The sequence below is a fragment of the Bacillus sp. FSL M8-0256 genome, assembly GCF_038005765.1.
Taxonomy (GTDB): Bacteria; Bacillota; Bacilli; order Bacillales; family Bacillaceae; genus Bacillus; species Bacillus safensis.
Genome location: NZ_JBBOTU010000001.1, coordinates 768,057 through 788,787 on the forward strand (window position 1 = coordinate 768,057; position 20,731 = coordinate 788,787).

Genomic DNA, 20,731 nt, shown 5'->3' on the forward strand with positions numbered 1-20,731 from the left:
AGCGTATGTCTGATCAAGAGCAATGGATCGAATCTGGACTTGAAATTGCAGTCGTAGGATTAGCAGGTACGTTTCCCGGAGCACCGAATGTCCAATCGTTTTGGGAAAATATATCGCAAGGGAAAGAATCCGTTACGTTTTTCACTGATGAAGAATTAAAGGCAGCGGGTGTAGATGAGAAGCTGTTAAAACGGTCTGATTATGTGAAGGCGAAGCCATATTTAGAAAATGCATCTTCTTTTGATGCAGACTTTTTTGGCTACTCTCCGCGAGAGGCATCCATTATGGACCCGCAAATTCGATTGATGCACGAATGCACATGGCATGCGCTAGAGGACGCTGGCTATGAGCCTGAGCAATACGAAGGGTTAATTGGCCTTTATGCCGGGGCATCTAGCAATTTATCGTGGATGGGGCAGCATATGTCGTCTCTTGAAAAGAATGAAGATGTGTTTCAAATCATGCATCTCAATGACCCGTCCTTCGCTTCCCGGGTTGCCTATAAATTAAATCTAAAAGGCCCAAGTGTATCAGTGCAAACGGCTTGCTCCACGTCGCTTGTTGCTATCCATATGGCCTGCCAAGGATTAATCGGCGGCGAATGTGACCTTGCACTAGCGGGGGGCGTCACACTCCATCAGCCACAGATCACAGGATATCAATACCAAGAAGGAATGATTTATTCCCCTGATGGACATTGCCGTCCGTTTGATGAAAAAGCAAAAGGGACCATTTTTGGTGAAGGTGCAGGCGTTGTTGCACTAAAACGGCTAAAAGATGCGATAGAAGACGGAGATTTTATTTATGCTGTTGTAAAAGGATCTGCAACGAACAATGATGGAAGCAACAAAGTCGGCTATACAGCCCCAAGTGTCAGTGGACAGGCAAGTGTCATTGAATCTGCTTTAGAAATGGCCGAAACAGAGCCAGAGACAATTTCATATATCGAAGCACATGGAACAGGTACGCCTGTTGGAGATCCGATTGAGATTGAGGCACTTACTCGTGCTTTTCAAACAGAGCAAAAAGGCTTTTGCCGACTTGGGTCAGTCAAAGCCAATATTGGGCATTTAGATGCCGCCAGCGGTGTCGCTGGTTTTATCAAAACAGTCATGATGCTGCATCATCGACAATTTGCTCCAATGCCGCACTTTGAGAAGCCGAATCACCGTATTCCATTTGATCAAACACCATTTTATGTTGGAACAGATAAAGAGGAGTGGAAGACGTCTCATTTGCCAAGGAGAGCTGGAGTCAGTGCCTTTGGTATAGGGGGAGCAAATGCCCATGTCATCTTAGAAGAGGCAAAGCCGAGAGAAGCAAACAGCACGACCTCGACCAAAGAATTAATCGTGCTGTCAGCCAGATCAACGCATGATTTGAAGAACATGACAAAAAACTTGAAGGAATATGTCTCCTCACATCATGAACTCTCACTTGGTCAAGCAGCTTATACCTTACAAAGGGGAAGAAAAGCCTTCAAATATCGAAAAACGCTTGTCTGCTCCACACGTGATGAATTATTAGAACAGCTGCATGTGCTAAACGAAGAGACGCCAGGCAGAGAAAGTCTTCTTTATAAGCAGATAAACATGAGGCTGACTGGTTTTCATGAAGCAGGATTAAGTGATTACATCAAGCTGTATGAGAAAGATCTTTCATTTAAAACAGAAGTGGATCGTTTAATGAGCCTCGTCCAATCCGTGATACCTATTAAAAAAGACGATCTGTTCCATTTCAAACAAAACGGTCACGCAGAAGTGGCTATGCTGATCATGACATTGGCTTTTGCCAGCCAGCTAAGATCACTCGGAATTGAACCAGACGTATGGATTGGAGAGGGCAGCGGGGTGTGGACAGCTTTATGTGCAGCAGATGGGCTTGAGCTAACAGAGGCGGCATCTATTGTATACCGCCTTCATGACAACCAGATGATCAATCAAAAGCTGGCTGCATTGCCTCAGAAGACACTCCAACAGCCTGTTTACATTGCGCAGACAGGGGAGGAACTAGCTGCTTTCGATCCATCGTCTGCAATGCGTTTCCTTGATATAGAACAGCCTGTAAAATCGCCTTTGTTCAAGCAAGAATCAACAGCCTTGATGATTGATCTTTCAAAGAAACAAGGAATTGTGGTTGAAAAGGGAGCAGAAAAAACAACCGAACCACTTGATGGAGACCTGATGCAAGTCGCAGGTGTTCTTTGGGAAATGGGGGTCGACTTAGCTTTTCCTTTAACAGAGGAGAAGAATAGGAAGCGCATTCCGCTTCCAGGCTATCCATTTCATAAAACAGATTTCTCTGTACAAACAAAAACGATGGCAGCTATTGAACCACAAAAGCCGAAGGCTGTGAAGCGTGACTTTCCTACACTCGCCTCTTTACAAAAAGATATTCACACCATTGTTCAAACTCATTTTGGATTTGATCAAATGGATGATGACTCGCCATTTTTTGAATTTGGTGCGACATCACTTGATATATCTCAGCTTGCAGCAAAAATCTCTGAGCGAATGGATCAACAAATTGACACTGTTCAATTGTATCGGTTTGCTACAGTTGCAAGTCTTTCTGAATACTTATTTAAAGAACAAACGGAATGTGAGCAAACACCAGCTTCTTTCCCAAAAAGAAATACATCACAGGAAAATCCAGATATTGCGATTGTCGGAATGGCAGGAAGATTCCCAGGGGCTTCATCGCTAGAAGACTTTTGGCAGCGTCTTGTGAATGGCGAGGAAATGATTCACTTTTTCACAGAAGAAGAACTCAAGAAAGCAGGGCTGGATGCGTCAGTCTATCAACATCCGAATTTCATTGGAGCAAAAGGACGTTTACAAGAAATTGAAGGTTTTGATGCAGATTTCTTCAACTATTCTGCTAGAGAGGCAGAGCTAATGGATCCACAATTCAGGCTCTTGCATGAATGTGCTTGGGAAGCGCTGGAGGATGCTGGCTGTGACCCTGATAGAATGGCAGGGAAAATTGGAGTTTATACAGGAACAAGCCCAAATCATGAATGGCTGACACGCTTTGCACATCAAATGGAAGCAACCGAGCAATTCAGCGCAATGCTGTTAAATGATCGTGAGTTCTTTAGTACGCAGCTTTCTTATAAATTGAATCTACACGGGCCTAGTGTGACGATGCAGACAGCTTGTTCGACCTCACTTGTCAACATTGGCATGGCCTGTCAAGCATTATTGAATCAAGAATGTGATGCAGCGCTGGCAGGAGGTGTGACGGTCAGTTCTCCAGAAAATATCGGCTATATTTATCAAGATGGAATGATTCAATCAAAAGATGGCCATTGCCGTCCGTTTGACCAAGAGGCGAGCGGAACCATTTTCGGAGATGGAGCGGGGATCGTTCTGTTAAAACGTTATGAAGATGCGATAAGAGATGGCAACCCGATTCATGCGTTGATCAAAGGGGTTGGCGTGAACAATGATGGCAGCCGAAAAGCTGGTTTTACCGCTCCGAGTGTGGAAGGGCAGGCAGAGGTATTAAAAGAAACGTATGAAAAATCAGGTATAGATCCCGCGTCTATCGGTTATTTAGAAGCGCATGGTACGGGGACAAAAATGGGAGACCCAATTGAAGTATCCGCCCTTAGCCAAGTGTTCAAAGGGACAGATCCGCTGACGATTCCGATCGGTTCAGTGAAAAGTAATGTCGGACACTTAAATAGTGCGGCAGGGATTGCAGGTCTATTTAAAGCCATTTTGGCACTCCAGCATAAAACGATCCCGCCAACCATTCATTATGAATCACCCAATCAGGAGATTCCTTTTAAAGATACACCGTTTTATGTGAATCAAAAGGCGCTGTATTGGAAGGAATCAGATAAGCCGAGAAGAGCGGGGATTAGTTCCTTCGGTATCGGCGGGACAAATGCCCATATGATCATAGAAGAAGGCATACAGGCGAAGCAAAAGTCAGCTTCTAAGCAAAAGCAGCTGCTCGTTTTATCTGCAAAAACGGATACCGCTTTAGCGAAAATGACAGATCAATTAAAGCAGTATGTGATCCAGCATCCTCAAGTTTCGCTTGAAGATATTGCTTATACATTGCGTTATGGCAGAAAGCAATTTCCATACCGAAAAGCGATCGTGCTTGCGTCTGCTGATGAATGGCTGCAGCAAAAACAGCTTGAAACCAGTGTGTTCCGAAGCAAAAAATGGCGTAAAGCTACCTTTATGTTTTCAGGTCAAGGTGCTCAATATGCTGGCATGATGCGCGAATTATACGATGCAGAACCAGTGTTCAAATGGGAAGTGGATAGATGCTTCAAATATGTAATGGAGACGGAGCAAGTTGATTTAAAAGGCATTGTTTTTACAGAGGATGAAACGAATGAAGACATCACAAAAACGTCAAATGCTCAGCCGCTTCTCTTTATATTTGAGTACGCATTAGCAAAATTACTTCAGCATAGTGGTGTTGAGCCAGAATCAATGATTGGGCACAGTATCGGAGAATATGTTGCCGCTTGCTTGGCAGGGGTTTTTTCTCTGGAGTCAGCATTAACACTCGTAATGGCAAGAGGCAGGTTGATGCAAGGAATGGAAAAAGGCGCCATGCTTAGTGTGCAATTATCCGAGGCGGAGCTGAATTCGATCATCGATGAATCACTTTCGATTGCTGCAGTCAATGCAAAAGACCTTTGTGTCGTTTCTGGTAAAGAAGAGCATATCACCGCTTTTGAAAAGAAATTACAGGACAAAGGAATTGTGACAAGACAGCTCCATACTTCTCATGCTTTTCATTCCCATATGATGGAGCCGATGCTTGAGGCGTTTCAACAATTCGTAGAGAAAGTAGAACTGCATGAGCCTACGATCCCGTTCATATCAAATGTGACAGGTACCTGGGCGGCAAATGAAGAGGTGATGACAGCATCTTATTGGACCAACCATCTGCGTGGAACCGTTCGTTTTCATGAAGGTTTATCACAGCTGTTAACCGATGAAGTACGAGCTCTCATTGAGGTCGGACCTGGAAACAGCTTGACGGCATTAGCGAAACGTCATGAAAACAAAGAGTCTCATCATGATGTCCTAAATATGGTGAGGCATGCAAGGGAACAAGCGGATGACCATGCGTATTTCTTAAAACGTATAGGAGAGCTATGGGCAGGCGGTTATGAGGTCAAAACGCAGCCGCATCCAACTCAAGAGGAACGACAGCTTGTATCGCTTCCCACATATCCATTCGAACGAAAACGATATTGGATTGAAGCAGGGAAGCCCGCTTCTCCGCAGCTGTCCATTCCTAAGGAAACGAAGAAAAAAGAGATGAAAGAATGGTTCTATCTGCCTTCATGGGAGCAGCAGCCTCTAAAACCAGTTTTCGAAAAAGAACCAGAAGAGCAAACGTGGCTCATTTTCAAGGAACAGGATGCCTTTCATGAACTGTTTGAACAATCATTCAAAGAACAAGGAATCAAGGTCATTTTTGTCACAAAGGGTGAGGTCTATCAAGAGCTGGAGCAGGCGTTTACGATCAATCCGGCAGAAGGTAAGCACTACAGAAACATGCTAGATTCATTGTCTAATAAAGGTATCAATATCAATCGGATTCTGCATTTATGGGAATCTGCGAAAGAAGAGGACGGCTTGAATCGCCAAGCTGCATTTCAGACGCACATTGAAAAGGGCTATTACAGCTTAATTTTCTTATCTCAAGCGATTGCTGCACAAAAAAATATTCGAGAATGCTGTTTGTTTACTGTCACTAGCGGAATTCAGCCAGTTACAGGGAATGAGATGATATGTGCAGAGAAAAGCGCAATGCTTGGGCCGGTTAAAGTCATTTCACAGGAATACCATCACATTAAATGCTGGAATATCGATGTGGAAGATGTGCCGGATGTTATGACTTGGAAGGAACAGGAGCTTGTCGATCTTATTGGGCAGGAAATTATGCAGCCTGGAAAAGACCAGCTTGTAGCGTATCGCAATCGTCAACGCTGGGTGCAGAGCTACAAACGTTTGCCGCTGCAAAAAGAAGATGGACTTCCGAAACTGATCAGGCCAAATGGTGTGTATCTCATCACGGGTGGTTTAGGCGGCATTGGATTTGTTCTATCAAAGATGCTGGCGAAAGAAGGAAATGTTCATCTTTATTTAACAGGAAGAACGGCATTGCCGCCAAGAGATGAATGGGCGTCATTTGTACAACAAGAGAATGCCGATGAAGCGCAGCGTACGAGAATTAAGAAGGTACTCGAGCTTGAACGATTAGGTGCAACAGTAGAAGCGGTGCAGGCGAATGCAGGAGATCTTAAGCAGATGAAACATGTTTTTGAAATCATTCGCAAAAAGCATGGCGGCGTTGATGGTGTGTTCCATGCGGCAGGATTACCAGGAAGTACATCCTTCCGAGCCATTAAAGATATCCCATCTACACTGGCGCAGGGAGAGGATCAATTCCAATCAAAAGTGAAAGGGCTCGATGTGCTAGAGCAGCTGCTGGAGCAAGAACAAGCGGATTTTTGTCTCCTCTTTTCATCCATAAGTGCACTGCTCGGGGGCTTAGGATTCTCTGCTTACTCAGCAGCTAACTTATATATGGACGCATTTGCAGCTAGACTCAATCAAAATAGTCAAACTCCATGGATGTGTGTGAACTGGGATGCGTGGAATTTCTGGGGTGAGCTAGAATCCACAATTGGTGAATCGATTAATGAGCTTGCGATTTTACCAGAAGAGGGTGCTGAGCTGTTCCAATATGTTCTGTCTAACCGGCAGAATCGTCACATGCTCGTGTCCACAGGAAATCTTGAAGAACGGATAGATCAATGGCTGTCATTAGAATCGAAGGCTGCAGCGAGTGCGGATTCATATGAAGTGTCTAAGCACGAAAGACCAGAGCTGGGCAATCCGTATGTGGCTCCTCGAAATGAAACTGAAAAAGTGATCTGTCAAGTGTGGCAGGATTTTATGGGCATGGAGCAAGTGGGCATTCACGACAACTTCTTTGATTTAGGTGCAAGCTCGCTGGATATTGTTCAAGTGACCAATCGGTTAAATCAAGCACTTCAAACAAATGAAGCAGTGGTGACCTTGTTTACGTATCCATCTGTCGCAGAGCTTGCAAAATATATTCAGCCTTCTGAGGAATCAAAGGAAGATACGATGGAAGAAGAACTAGCCGTCGTCACATCAGGTGATCGAAGAGCTCGTTTTAAACAGCAACGGAATAAAAGATTGAGAGGCGGAATCGAGAATGAATGATACAACGAATCACTATCATGGCGCAGAAATTGCTGTTATCGGTCTTGCAGGTCGTTTTCCAGGTGCCAAAAACGTAGATGAATACTGGGAGAATCTGAAAAAAGGAAAAGAAACAATCTCCTTTTTTACAGAGGAAGAATTACGAAGTGAAGGAACTGATGAAGCCTTATTGAAAAACCCTCGTTTTGTCAAAGCAAAAGGGATGCTTGACGATGTCGATTTATTTGATGCGGATTTCTTTGACTATACTCCAAAGGAAGCGGCTATGATGGATCCGCAGTTCAGACTGTTTCATGAATGTGTTTGGACGGCACTTGAAGATGCTGGGTATGATCCGTTTGAATATAAAGGGCAAATCGGTCTTTATACAGGTGCAGGAATCAATACAGAATGGGTCATGAGAGCACTTCAAGGGGCAGCTCAAGGTGAGGATTCAAAAACGCTGGAAGCTGCTGTTCTCAATATGCGTGACTATTTGGCGACGATGATTTCGTATAAATTAAATCTAAAAGGACCGAGTATGGTGGTGCAAACCGCCTGCTCGACCTCGATGGTGTCGATTCATTTAGCTGTTCAGGCTTTATTAAGCGGAGACTGTCATATGGCTGTTGCAGGCGGTGTGTCCATTCGCCTGCCGCAAAAATCGGGCTATCTATATCAAGAAGGAATGATCCATTCTTCCGACGGTCACTGCCGCGTCTTTGATAATAAAGCAGATGGAACCGTTTTTGGAGATGGTGCAGGAGCTGTTATTTTAAAAAATTTAGAGGATGCAATTGAAGACGGCGATCACATTTATGCTGTTATTAAAGGATCTTCTATTAATAATGATGGAAATAGAAAAGTAGGGTATACGGCACCGAGTACGAAAGGCCAAGTATCAGCTATTAAGACAGCACTTCGAATGGCTGAGGTTGAACCTGAATCCATTTCTTATATTGAAGCACATGGAACCGGAACAACACTCGGAGATCCGATTGAAATTGAAGCACTCAAGCAAGCGTTTGATACAGATAAAAAAGGCTTTTGCCGCATTGGTTCTGTCAAATCAAATGTTGGTCATTTGAATGATGCATCAGGTGTCGCCGGCTTTATTAAAACCGTATTAAGCTTAAAGCATCAAGTGATTCCGCCAACGATTCATTTTGAAACACCGAATGAAAAAATTGAATTTGCTGATTCTCCATTCGTTGTAAATACGGATTTGACGCCATGGAGCGAGCAGGCCTCTCCTCGCAGGGCAGGTGTAAGCTCATTTGGGATTGGTGGAACAAACGCTCATGTCATTTTAGAAGAAGCACCTGCTGCACGTGTCCCAGCAGATCGCACAGAAGATAGCGAACTTCTTTTAATATCTGCGAAAACACCGGCAGCCCTTGAAAAAATGACGGATCGCCTTGCTGACTATTTACTTCAGCATCAGCAGCATATCCGTTTAAGTGATGTCGCCTATACGCTGCAAACAGGGCGCCATCATTTCCCGCATAAACGTGTCATTCTTGGAAGTGATACAGCTGACATGTTACAGGCGCTGAATCAAAGGTCAAAAGAGGTGGTCAAGACGGCCAGCTCTCAAACATCGAGCCGGCCAATCGTCTTTCTTTTCCCAGGCCAAGGATCTCAGTATGTGGACATGGGGCGTCAGCTTTATGACAAGTATCCAGTTTTTAAGAAAGCACTGGATCAATGCTTGAATCAATTCAAACAGCATGTCTCAGTTGACCCGTTCAGCATATTATTCTCAACAGAAGCAAGCGATGATCCTCAATTGATCAACCAAACCGAATACACACAGCCGCTTCTGTTTAGTATGGAATACGCTTTGGCTGAATTGCTGATTCATTTTGGTATCAAACCGCAGGCGATGATCGGCCACAGTATTGGAGAATACACTGCTGCTGCCGTATCTGGTTTACTGTCTGTTGAAGATGCCGTAGATCTCGTCTGTTATCGCGGACAGCTGATTAGCCAGCTTCCAAAAGGCTCTATGCTGAGCGTACCTTTGAGTGAACAGAAAGTGCTGTCATATTTGACGGATGACCTTTCACTTGCGGCAGTAAATGGACCTGAGTTATGTGTGGTGTCTGGTGAGACGGCATCTATTGATGCACTCGCTGAGAAGCTGGAGGCAGCTGGACATGGGTGCAGAAAGCTTCACACCTCTCATGCCTTCCACTCTAAAATGATGGATGATATCCTGCCATCATTCAAAGAAAAGGTAGCTGAGTATCAATTGAATGCGCCATCTATCCCGTATATTTCTAACGTCACAGGTACGTGGATTGAACATGAAGCAGTGCAAGATCCAGCATACTGGGCTGATCACTTGCGGCAAGCAGTTCGTTTCCGTGATGGAGCAGAGACATTATTAACGGAGCTTGATCCCATTTTTATTGAAGTTGGACCGGGGAATACGTTAAGCGCCTTTATTCGTCAAGTCTCAAAGGATCACCATCAGCAGCCGATTCCATTGATGCGTCACCCGAAAGAAGAGGCAGCAGATGACCGCTACCTGCTGGGAAGATTGGGTGACATCTGGCTTCAAGGAGTGCCTGTGGACTGGACAAAATTACGAAATCAGAAATCGAATCAAAAAGTATCCCTGCCAACTTATCCGTTTGAACGACAAAGATATTGGATTGAAAAGGTAGATACAGCCGCCTTATCCTCGTCTTCAGGTGTGCAAATGGTCGTGCCGAAGGAAAACAAAGGGCAGGAAATAGAAGAAAGCAATCAATATCAATCCACCGAGGCGAATGATATAGAAGCAACATTACAGCGGATGTGGAAAGATATTTTAGGAATTGAAAAGGTGGGAAGAGACGATCACTTCTTTGAGCTTGGAGGACATTCGTTAAATGCGACTGGTCTTATTTCTCAAATTCACAAAGAGTTTGGTGTAGAACTAACGCTCACAGATATGTTCAACAATCCGACGATCGAGAAGCTCCAAGCATTCATTGAAAAGGCAGAGAAACATCAATATTTCAAAATTGAACAGGTGGAACAGAAAGACACGTACCCATTATCCGCCGCTCAAAGACGAACATTCCTCATTCATCAGCGTATTGGTCAAGTGACTTCATATAACATGCCAATGGCTCTGAGATGTAAAGGTGAAATCGACGCCGAGCGCTTTGAACAGACCTTTAAGCAATTAATTGATCGTCATGAAACCTTGCGGACGACCTTTGAACTAAAAGATGGAGAACCTGTTCAGCGCGTCCATGATGATTTTCAATTTGCTGTTGAAATGACTGAGGCTGATGAACAAGAATTAGAAGCACAAATCGATGAATTCATTCGTCCATTTGACTTAAAGGCTGCACCATTGATTCGTGTGCGTTTTGTGAAAATTGTAGAAGATGATCATCTGTTATTAGTTGATATGCATAATATTGTCGCTGATGGAGCGAGCATGAACATCTTTATTAAAGAATTTACTGAGCTCTATCGCGGGGAAACCTTGCCGGAACTTACTGTGCAATATAAAGATTATGCAGTGTGGCAAGACAAATATTTCCGCAGCGAGATGTTTCAAAAGCAGCAGGATTATTGGAAGGAGCAAATGGGCTCAAATGTTCCGACTTTAACAATGCCATATGATTTTGAACGAAAGGAACAATCCTTTTTGGGAAGAGCGATCAAATTTAATATTGAACCGCACATCGTTGAGAAAATTGAACAGCTCGCTGAACGATATCAGCTGACCAATAACGTCATCTTGTTCCAGCTTTATGGCCTGCTGCTCTCACGTTATGCCGATCAGCAAGAACTGATTGTCGGTTCTCTTGTGGCTGGAAGACGTCATGCAGATATTGAGCATACGATTGGGATGTTTACGAACTTCCTGCCAATCAAACTAGACATGGCACAAGAAGCATCCTTTATAGAACAATTGGTACAGACAAAACAAGTTCTACTCGATGCGTACGACCATCAAGAATACCCGTTTGACCAAATGGTCGAGCATTTGAATCCAAAAACAAGGCCGCATCGCAATCCATTCTTTGATACGATGCTTATCTATCACAATGAATACGATCCGAATATTAAAATTGAAGCTGATGGACTGACCTTTGAAACGCATGAGTTTGCAAAGGGAATTTCCAAACTCGATATGAAAATGGATGTTGTCAGAGAGGTAACGGGTGAGTTAAAGTGCGTCCTTCAATACAACCTTGCTCTGTTTAAACATGAGACGATGCAAGCTTTCGTCAAGCACTTCCAGCACTTGATCGAACAAGCTGTTCAAACACCAGATCAACTGCTCAAGGATTTCGCTGTGCTTTCACAGGAAGAAGAACAAGCAGCAAAAGAGAAAAGAGATCGTGCAGAGAAAAAAGAATCACTTGTGCTCACAATCAGCTCGACATTTACAGCAGATCCAGTTGCTCCTTACATTCAGTATTGGACCAAGCAGTTTGATGTCCAGTTCGATATTCAGTTTGCACCGTATGGGCAGGTGTATCAGGAGCTGTTAAATGAGCGCAGCCTTATCTCACAGAAGAAAAACGGTGCAAATCTTCTCCTCATTCGTCTAGAGGATATCGCTGGTCCAGCCCATCTCTCACTGGATGAAAAGAAAAAACTGGCTTCAGAGCATGCAGAAGAACTTGTAAATGTTCTGAAATCAAAAACAAAACATAACCTATATTTCGTTGGTATACTGCCGATAAGTGCGGCTCTTAGGGACACGTTGCAAGACGTGGAACAAGAGTGGATTGCTCAGTTATCTAAGATAGGCGGTGTTCAGTTGATCGACTGTCGTCACCTTGCTCAGCAATATCAGCTCGATGACATTTTTGATGAAAAAGGAGAGCAAGCCGCACATCTCCCATTCACTGAAGTCTTTTGCGGTGCCATCGGTACAAAAGTCGCGCGAGAGATTGTGGCATGGAAAGGTGCACCATTTAAGGTAGTGGCCATTGATTGTGATCATACGCTGTGGAGAGGTATTGTTTCAGAAGACGGTGTGGAAGGCATCGACATTACGCCAGAACATCAAATGCTTCAGCGCTTCTTAAAGCAAAAACAACAAGAGGGAATGCTGCTTGTGCTAAGCAGCAGAAATAATGAAGAAGATGTGTGGCGTGTGTTTGAAAACCACCCAGATATGGTCTTACAAAAAGACGATATTGTCGACTGGCGGATCAATTGGGAAAGTAAACCGGGACATCTAAAAGAAATGGCAGATTCACTGAACCTTTCATTATCTCAGTTTATTTTCTTAGATGATGACCCAGCTCAGTGCTTGCGAATGAATGAAGAGCTGCCAGAAGTGATGACATTGCTCTTACCTGCCAATGAAAAAGCCATTCCATTATTTGTTGAGCATGCTTGGGCTTTTGACCGTTATGATGTTACGGATGAGGATAGAGGGCGAACCATGAGCTACAAGGCTGAAAAAGCTCGTCAAAAAGAGAAAGCAGAGTCGCCGTCAATGGAACAATTTTTACAAGATTTGAACTTGCACATGAGTATAACAGAGTGGGGAGAGCAGCACCTTGCGCGTGTGGCACAAATGAGCAGCCGTATTAACCAATTCCGCTTAAATGATCAGCACTTTGATGAACAGCAGCTGAGAGAGTGGATGGAAAATGAGCATGTTCAGGGCTGGCTCATTGAGGCAGCAGATCGCTTCAGTCATGAAGGGATTGTAGGAGCGATCTTGGCTCATCATGCAGACGACACCTTGAAAATTGATGCATGGATGCTAAGCTGCCGTGCTCTAGGGAAAGGGATTGAGCAAAAATGTCTGACATGGCTCGCCGAATACAGCCGTCAGCACCAGCTTTCTTCCATTGAATTTACGTTTGTATCGACCGGACGTAATGAACTATTCAAGTCATTTATGGAAGAGCACCAGATCCAGGAGATCGAGGGGCAGCAAACGTATCGTATACAAGTGGGGGAAATCGGTTCATTGAGTGATCACATTCAAATCGCCGGTCACCTGTCACCTCCTCAGCACTCGACTGAAGAAAAAGAGGATCACAAGATGGAGGCAGCAAGTCATCTCGCTTCTAAAGGTTTTACATGGGAAACGGTTCAAACAGATCAAACGCTGCATAGCGGTTATGTAAAAGCCCTTGAGGTACATGATGAAGATAGTCTACGTTCATTATTAACGACAGGATTTTCACAGGATCAAGGACTTTATGCACAGCCAACCAATGAACGTGAGGCATTACTTTTAGACATTTGGTGTGACATTCTTCATGTGGAAAAAGTAGGAATTGACAACGACTTTTTCGATTTAGGAGGAAATTCTTTACTTGCTGTCAAAATGGAAGTAGAGATTGAAAAGAAGGGTTGGTATGTTGATGATTTGAATTTTGCTGAAAAACACACCATTCGCGAATTAGCAAAATATATGAAGAGGGAGAATCAGCATGCATAAAGATGTAAAAGCCATATATGAAGAATCAAAAATTTTAGATGAGGCTACTCATTTATACGGGGTCAAGCGAAGTGATATCCACTTTATCGCAGATGCAGAAAACTATGTGTATGAACTAAAAAAAGATGGAGAGTCTTTCATTTTAAAAATTACTCATACCATCCGCAGATCACCTGATTATATTTTAGGTGAAATGGAATGGCTGCATCACTTAGCGAAGGGCGGACTTTCCGTTGCAAAACCAATTGCTTCATTAAATGGCCGTGATATCGAGCAAGTAGACGATGGGCAGGGTGGCGCATTTCTGCTTCGAGTCTATGAAAAAGCACCAGGTCGTAAAGTCGAAGAGGCGGACTGGAACGATGAATTATTTTATGCCCTTGGACAGTACACAGGTCGCATGCACAAACTGACAAAAAGCTATCATTTGTCAGACCCGCGTTATAAAAGACAAGAGTGGGATGAAGAGGAGCAGCTGAAACTGCGTAAATATGTACCGGCAGATCAGACCCTTGTTTTCGAACAAGCGGATCGGTTGATGGAAAAGCTGGCAAAGCTTCCGAAAAATCAAGATACGTACGGATTGGTTCATGCGGATCTTCATCACGGAAACTTCCACTGGAATCAAGGGAAAATTACGACCTTCGATTTCGATGATATTGGGTACAACTGGTTTATGAATGACATTAGTATTTTGCTATACAATGTCTTGTGGTACCCAGTAATTCCATACGAAGACAAAGCTGCTTTTGCAGGAAACTTTATGAAACAGTTCCTTAAGGGCTATCGTGAAGAGAATGAACTTGGAGATGAGTGGCTTGCCTATATTCCTGATTTCCTTCGTTTACGTCACATGCTGATCTATGGCTTGCTGCATCAAGCATTTGATTTAGCTGACATCGGAGAAGAAGAAAAGGCGATGCTCGCCGGCTTCCGTTCCGACATTGAAGAAGCAGCACCTATAACGACGTTTGACTTTACAAAGCTAAGTCAATCTTAAAATAAACATCCCCGCCTATATGATGAGGCGGGGATTGTTTTTATGGACGATAGGTGGATGGTGATTCAATGATTTGAAACAGGTTCTTTCCTTGCTTTGTATTATCGATCCAGCCCTGGAAGGCTGTTTTTCCAGGTCCGTATGCATAGACAGGGACATCCTCACCTGTATGGGCAAAGGTTGTCCAGCCTGAGAAAGAACGCTGATCGAAAATATGTTGAATGCTGAGTTGGATCGTACTGGCTTTTCCTGACTGTGCCGCTTTTTCTACCTGTGAGATTTCACCTTCTGTGAGAGAAACTTCAATATAGGTCTGAAGGACATCACGTACAGATTGTCCGTCTGCGATTTTCTTAGCCATATAAACAGGTGTTTTCTTAGCAGCTAAGATGGGCACTGGGTCCCATTTGTAGCCAGTCTCACTTGTCATCCCATCTGTACCAAATGAAAAACCGCCAGTCGCATGATCTGCCGTGATGACGACAAGTGTTTCTTGATCTTTTTTCGCGAACTGGAGGGCTGTTTGAACTGCTTTCTCAAAATCCTCCATCTCACTCATTGCGCCAACCACATCATTTTCATGTCCTGCAGAATCAATGGTACTGCCTTCAAGTAGCATGAAAAAACCATGCTGATTATCTTGATTCAATTGGGTGAGTGCTGCCTGCGTCATGTCTTTTAACTTAGGCACGTGCTTCGGACGGTCGATGGCTCGATCCAGCTCGTCCTCCTGGAATAAGCCGAGCATTTTCGAAGATGATTGAGAGGTTAGATCATCTTTTGATCGCAGAATGGAATATCCGCTCTTCTTAAATTCTTGAACTAGATTACGGTCTTTTCGATCAAAATATTGCATTCCGCCACCTAGAAGGATATCAACTTTGTGCTCTCCTCCTATTTTCTCATCAAAAAAGTGGTCTGCAATTTGTTCTTTATTTTTTCGGGAGACGTTATGTGTACCAAAAGCGGCAGGTGTTGCATCGGTGATGTCAGATGAGACAACAAAGGCTGTTTTCATTTTTGCTTCCTTCGCTGCTTCAACGACACTTCTAAGAGGTTGTTTTTCATGATTGACGGCAATGGCATCATTGTATGTTTTTTTTCCAGTCGCCATGGCTGTTGCTGCGGCAGCTGAGTCAGTAATATTATCTCGAGGATCATCTGGATGTGTGGTCTGCATCCCGACTAAATAAGGGTCCCAGACGGTTTTTCCTTTTACAGAACCATGCTTTTCCTGCTTGAATGTACGGTAGGCTTTGATCATGGGCATCCCCATTCCATCACCAACGATAAAAATAATATTTTTTGGTGTTTTCGTTTGTTTCTTGTCTGCTGCATTCGTTGATACGGGAGTGACATAATGTGAGGTGAAAAGGACAGCTAATAAGAGTACTGCTAGAATTCCGCTGAAAAAAAATATACGTTTTTTACGATCCATAGAACCCATGAAAAATCCCCTTTTATCATTTATTTCATAATTTGTATTTTATTTGAATCTTCAAAATGGTTCAACCCCTTTTCCCATAAAAAAGGTGATGAGCCTTTTGTCTCATCACCTTTTATACCGTATCACACTTCACGCCAACGACGCCTTCTAGATCTTTAATATCAAAGTACACATCGGTTGTATAGCGGTCTTTATGCACACGTACGCGTACTTCCATGATCGGATAGTCCTTTTCTTTTAAATCATCAATTCGTACAGAATGAATGCGGATATTGAGGGCTTTCATTTCTTTTAAAATATCGGTCATGCGGTTTCTGTCAGAAAGAGACATTCTGATGCGGATTTCTTTTTCCTGCAGGCGAATCGGTCCGATCCGCTGGAAGAGCCATGGCAGGAATTCGACACTAATGAGAATAAAGAAAAGACTGAGGAAGGCTTCTTTATAAAACCCTGCACCTGTTGCAACCCCAAGCCCTGCTGCTCCCCAGATCATCGCAGAAGTCGTGAGACCTGAGATGACATCATTGCTTTTTCGAAGAATCACACCTGCTCCAATAAAACCAACACCAGATATAATTTGCGCCGGTAACCTGAGTGGGTCCATTTGAAGCTTAGAGACTCGAGGGAAATTGTAGGCTGCATCAATGCTGATGATGGTTAAGACGCAGGAGCTGACAGCAATGACAATACACGTTTTTAAGCCGAGGGGCTTTTTCTTCAGCTCTCGTTCAAGCCCGATAATCAGACCGATTAAGGTGGCCACGGCTAATTTTAAGACTGTATCCCATTCAATTGTCCAAAACATGCATATCGCTCCTTTCACTTCATGTACGTTTCACAACATGTATATGATCTTCTCACAGCCCATATGGCTGCACAACTCTTATTTTATTCAGTTTCTGAAGAAAGAAAAGCTTTTTATTTTATTTAAAAAGAGAGTCATCCGCATAGGGCAGATGACTCTTCAATTCTTTATTTTGTTTCTTCCTCAAGATGATCTTCCATTTTGTTGAAAAGCTGTTTTGATGCTTTTGACGGCTTACTTGTCAACAAGCTCACAATAATGGCAGCTAATCCACTAAGCGTAAAGCCTGGAATCATTTCATAAATACCTGTCGCATGGTTGAGGCCAGTTGTAATCCATGTCAGAACCACAACCGCACCAACGATCATTCCAACTAGGGCACCGTGATGATTCATTCGTTTCCAGTATAGGCAAAGCAAGATGACTGGACCAAATGAAGAACCAAATCCTGCCCACGCATAACCGACAAGGTCAAGAATGGTATCACTTGGGTTAAGTGAAAGGCAGAGAGCAATTACAGCGACAACGAGTACAGACATCCGGCCAATCATGACGAGCTCTTTGTCTGATGCTGTTTTTCTAAAGAACGTTCTGTATAGATCCTCTGTCATGGCACTTGCTGTGACAAGCAGCTGAGACGAAATTGAACTCATAATCGCAGCTAAAATGGCAGAAAGTAAAAATCCAGTGATATATGGATGGAACAATACTTTAGAAAAGACGATAAAGATGGTTTCTGGGTCAGCCAGGTTCATACCCGTTTCATGAACATAGGCAACACCCACTAAACCGACAGACAGTGATCCAATCACTGAAATAATCATCCAGCTCATTCCGATTCGGCGTGCTGGTTTTAAATCTTTAACGGACGTAATGGCCATAAAGCGCACAATAATATGCGGCTGTCCAAAGTAACCTAGTCCCCAAGCAAGGAAGGAAATAATGCCAATGACGCTCGTTCCTCTAAAAATATCAAGCAATTTAGGGTCAATCTGTTGAATATCTTGGAATGTAGCAACAGGTCCGCCTAATTGTGTAAAGGCAACGATCGGCACGAGCACTAATGCTAAAAACATGATAGCTCCTTGGACAAAGTCCGTTAAGCTCACTGCCAAAAAACCGCCGAACAATGTATACAAAATGACAATACTTGACGTCAAAATCAGTCCAAACATGTAGTGAGCACCGAATGCTGACTCAAATAAACGTCCGCCTGATACCATCCCAGACGATGTATACAGGGTAAAGAAAATTAAAATGATGACGGCTGAAACAGCTTTTAATAAAGCAGATGAACCTTTGAAGCGTTTATCAAAGAAATCAGGAATCGTAATCGCATCATCCGCAATCTCTGTATAAGAACGTAAACGAGGTGCAAGAATGAGGTAGTTCAAGTAAGCACCAACGATTAAACCAATCGCAAGCCAGGCTGTCGATAAACCCGTTTTATACATTTCACCTGGCACACCCATCAGCATCCATCCGCTCATGTCCGCAGCACCTGCTGAAAGGGCTGTAACGAATGGGCCAAGCCCGCGTCCGCCAAGCATATAATCATTTAAATCATGTGTTTTCCTGAATGCATACCAACCAATGGCAAGCATCCCGATAAAATAAATAGATAAGGAAATTGTAACTTCAATACTCATTTTGTGTTCTCACCTTTTTCGTATTAATTTGACATCACCTCAATCAAAATATACAGAAGTGCGAAGGCAGCTTTTTTGCTTGACTGTCCCGCTCACTGCTATGGTTACTTAACCTAACAGAGTATTCCCAAGTGATCAACCTGCCTAAACCTCTTCATTTTGAAGGAAAAATGGACAGATCGGTGATAAGAATCAATGTGTAAGCGATTACAAAAATAAACAAAAGTAAAAATTTTCTGAAAAATAAAAGTCACCTGATGAATATTTCCTTTATTGGTTTGATAAAAAGAGGTTTTCAAGAGAACGAACCTTTCACGGCACCTGCGTAAAGTTGCTTTAGAACAGTAAAATTTGATATGATAAAGTGTATATGACTTATGATCATGACCACGAGTACGCATCATTTTTGGAGGTGAACCTGCATGTCAAGAATTTCAATAGAAGAAGTCAAGCACGTTGCCCATTTAGCAAGGCTTGCGATTACAGAAGAAGAAGCTGAGATGTTTACAGAACAGCTTGATAGCATCATTTCATTTGCAGAGCAGTTAAACGAGGTAGATACGGAAAACGTTGAACCTACTACACACGTATTAAAAATGAAAAACGTCATGAGAGAAGATGTTCCGAATAAAGGTCTTTCCATTGAGGCAGTCGTCAAAAACGCGCCTGATCATAAAGACGGCTATATTCGTGTGCCATCAATTTTGGACTAAAGGAGGCCCGAGACATGTCACTGTTTGATCACAAAATTTCTGAATTAAAAGAGCTTTTACATAAAAAGGAACTGTCTGTTTCTGATTTAGTGGACGAGTCTTATAAACGAATCAATGAAGTAGACGGAAAAGTACAAGCATTCCTCGCACTGGACGAAGAGAAAGCACGTGCGTATGCAAAGGAATTGGACGAGGCAGTTGGTGAAAAGGACGAGCTTGGCCTATTGTTCGGTATGCCGATCGGTGTGAAAGATAACATTGTTACAAAGGATTTGCGTACTACAGCTTCAAGTAAAATCCTGCAAAACTTTGATCCAATTTATGATGCAACCGTTGTGAACCGCCTAAGAGACGCTGAAGCAGTCACAATTGGTAAATTAAATATGGACGAATTCGCAATGGGATCTTCTACAGAGAACTCAGGCTACAAAGCGACGAAAAACCCGTGGAATTTAAACACTGTTCCAGGCGGATCAAGCGGTGGATCAGCAGCTTCTGTTGCGGCAGGTGAAGTACCGTTCTCACTTGGTTCAGATACAGGCGGTTCTATTCGTCAGCCGGCATCTTTCTGCGGGGTTGTCGGTCTTAAGCCGACATATGGCCGTGTATCCAGATACGGATTAATCGCATTTGCTTCATCATTAGACCAAATTGGTCCGATTACACGTAATGTAGAAGACAACGCATATGTTCTTCAAGCGATTGCAGGTGTCGATCAAATGGACGCAACAAGTGCAAATGTCGATGTCCCAGATTTTCTTTCTTCATTAACTGGCGACATCAAAGGCTTGAAAATTGCTGTGCCGAAAGAATACCTTGGCGAAGGCGTTGGCGAGGAAGCAAAAGATTCTGTTCTTCAAGCGTTAAAAGTATTAGAAGGACTTGGTGCTTCGTGGGAAGAAGTATCTCTTCCGCACTCTAAATATGCGCTTGCGACTTACTACTTACTGTCTTCTTCAGAAGCATCTGCAAACCTTGCTCGTTTTGACGGCATCCGCTATGGCTACCGTACAGATAATGCAGACAACCTGATTGATTTATACAAAAATACTCGTTCTGAAGGCTTTGGAGACGAAGTGAAGCGCCGCATCATGCTTGGTACATTCGCGCTAAGCTCAGGATATTACGATGCGTACTATAAAAAAGCACAAAAAGTCCGTACATTGATCAAAAAAGACTTTGAAGATGTTTTCGAAAAGTATGATGTCATTGTAGGACCAACAACACCGACTCCTGCATTTAACATTGGTGAAAAGACAAGCGACCCGCTAACCATGTATGCAAACGATATTTTAACCATCCCTGTTAACCTTGCAGGCGTTCCAGGAATCAGTGTGCCTTGTGGATTTGCAAATGGCCTTCCGTTAGGACTGCAGATCATCGGCAAGCACTTTGACGAAGGAACAGTGTACCGCGTGGCTCACGCTTTTGAGCAAGCAACAGATCATCATAAAGCAAAACCTGAACTGTAAGGGG

8 protein-coding genes are annotated in these 20,731 nt (G+C 43.3%); 5 read left to right on the forward strand and 3 right to left on the reverse strand.

Translation table 11 applies throughout. From position 1 onward, the window contains the following. Positions 1 to 5 precede the first annotated feature (5 nt). The 3 genes from NSQ76_RS03850 to NSQ76_RS03860 are packed head-to-tail and all read left to right on the forward strand — an operon-like array spanning position 6 to position 14,641. Positions 6 to 7,238 carry an SDR family NAD(P)-dependent oxidoreductase gene (locus NSQ76_RS03850; protein ID WP_341052531.1) on the forward strand — a complete coding sequence of 2,411 codons (7,233 nt, stop codon included), beginning with the start codon at positions 6 to 8 and terminating at the stop codon, positions 7,236 to 7,238. Further along, complete coding sequence (locus tag NSQ76_RS03855; protein ID WP_341052534.1) at positions 7,231 to 13,641, forward strand: HAD-IIIC family phosphatase; 6,411 nt, start codon at positions 7,231 to 7,233, stop codon at positions 13,639 to 13,641. The genes NSQ76_RS03850 and NSQ76_RS03855 overlap by 8 nt, the downstream gene beginning before the upstream one ends. After that, entirely contained in the window at positions 13,634 to 14,641 is a 1,008-nt protein-coding gene (locus tag NSQ76_RS03860; RefSeq protein ID WP_341052537.1) for a phosphotransferase enzyme family protein, read from the forward strand. The genes NSQ76_RS03855 and NSQ76_RS03860 overlap by 8 nt, the downstream gene beginning before the upstream one ends. Positions 14,642 to 14,681: 40 nt before the next feature. Here NSQ76_RS03860 and NSQ76_RS03865 read toward each other — a convergent pair whose 3' ends face one another. From NSQ76_RS03865 to putP, 3 genes are all read right to left on the reverse strand, one after another. Next, positions 14,682 to 16,088, reverse strand: coding sequence for an alkaline phosphatase (locus NSQ76_RS03865; RefSeq protein ID WP_025092650.1), 1,407 nt, complete (start codon positions 16,086 to 16,088; stop codon positions 14,682 to 14,684). Between the two features lie 112 nt (positions 16,089 to 16,200). Beyond that, a complete protein-coding gene (locus NSQ76_RS03870; protein ID WP_024424547.1) occupies positions 16,201 to 16,893 on the reverse strand; it encodes an MgtC/SapB family protein in 693 nt (230 codons plus the stop codon). A 167-nt stretch (positions 16,894 to 17,060) separates the two neighbouring features. Continuing rightward, positions 17,061 to 18,542, reverse strand: coding sequence for a sodium/proline symporter PutP (putP, locus tag NSQ76_RS03875; protein ID WP_025092651.1), 1,482 nt, complete (start codon positions 18,540 to 18,542; stop codon positions 17,061 to 17,063). 422 nt (positions 18,543 to 18,964) lie between these two features. Here putP and gatC point away from each other — a divergent pair, with 422 nt between their 5' ends. Continuing rightward, the gene (gene gatC, locus NSQ76_RS03880) at positions 18,965 to 19,255 is read left to right on the forward strand and encodes an Asp-tRNA(Asn)/Glu-tRNA(Gln) amidotransferase subunit GatC (RefSeq protein ID WP_024424549.1); all 291 of its coding nucleotides are present in this window, start codon (positions 18,965 to 18,967) and stop codon (positions 19,253 to 19,255) included. 14 nt (positions 19,256 to 19,269) lie between these two features. Then, a complete protein-coding gene (gene gatA, locus NSQ76_RS03885; protein ID WP_341052542.1) occupies positions 19,270 to 20,727 on the forward strand; it encodes an Asp-tRNA(Asn)/Glu-tRNA(Gln) amidotransferase subunit GatA in 1,458 nt (485 codons plus the stop codon). Positions 20,728 to 20,731: the final 4 nt, after the last annotated feature.

Bases quoted from the DNA above. Each gene is read 5' to 3' on its own strand.
- putP (WP_025092651.1), bottom strand. From the start codon at position 18,542: ATGAGTATTGAAGTTACAATTTCCTTATCTATTTATTTTATCGGGATG.
- NSQ76_RS03860 (WP_341052537.1), top strand. From the start codon at position 13,634: ATGCATAAAGATGTAAAAGCCATATATGAAGAATCAAAAATTTTAGAT.
- NSQ76_RS03850 (WP_341052531.1), top strand. From the start codon at position 6: ATGTCTGATCAAGAGCAATGGATCGAATCTGGACTTGAAATTGCAGTC.
- NSQ76_RS03865 (WP_025092650.1), bottom strand. From the start codon at position 16,088: ATGGGTTCTATGGATCGTAAAAAACGTATATTTTTTTTCAGCGGAATT.
- gatC (WP_024424549.1), top strand. From the start codon at position 18,965: ATGTCAAGAATTTCAATAGAAGAAGTCAAGCACGTTGCCCATTTAGCA.
- NSQ76_RS03855 (WP_341052534.1), top strand. From the start codon at position 7,231: ATGAATGATACAACGAATCACTATCATGGCGCAGAAATTGCTGTTATC.
- gatA (WP_341052542.1), top strand. From the start codon at position 19,270: ATGTCACTGTTTGATCACAAAATTTCTGAATTAAAAGAGCTTTTACAT.
- NSQ76_RS03870 (WP_024424547.1), bottom strand. From the start codon at position 16,893: ATGTTTTGGACAATTGAATGGGATACAGTCTTAAAATTAGCCGTGGCC.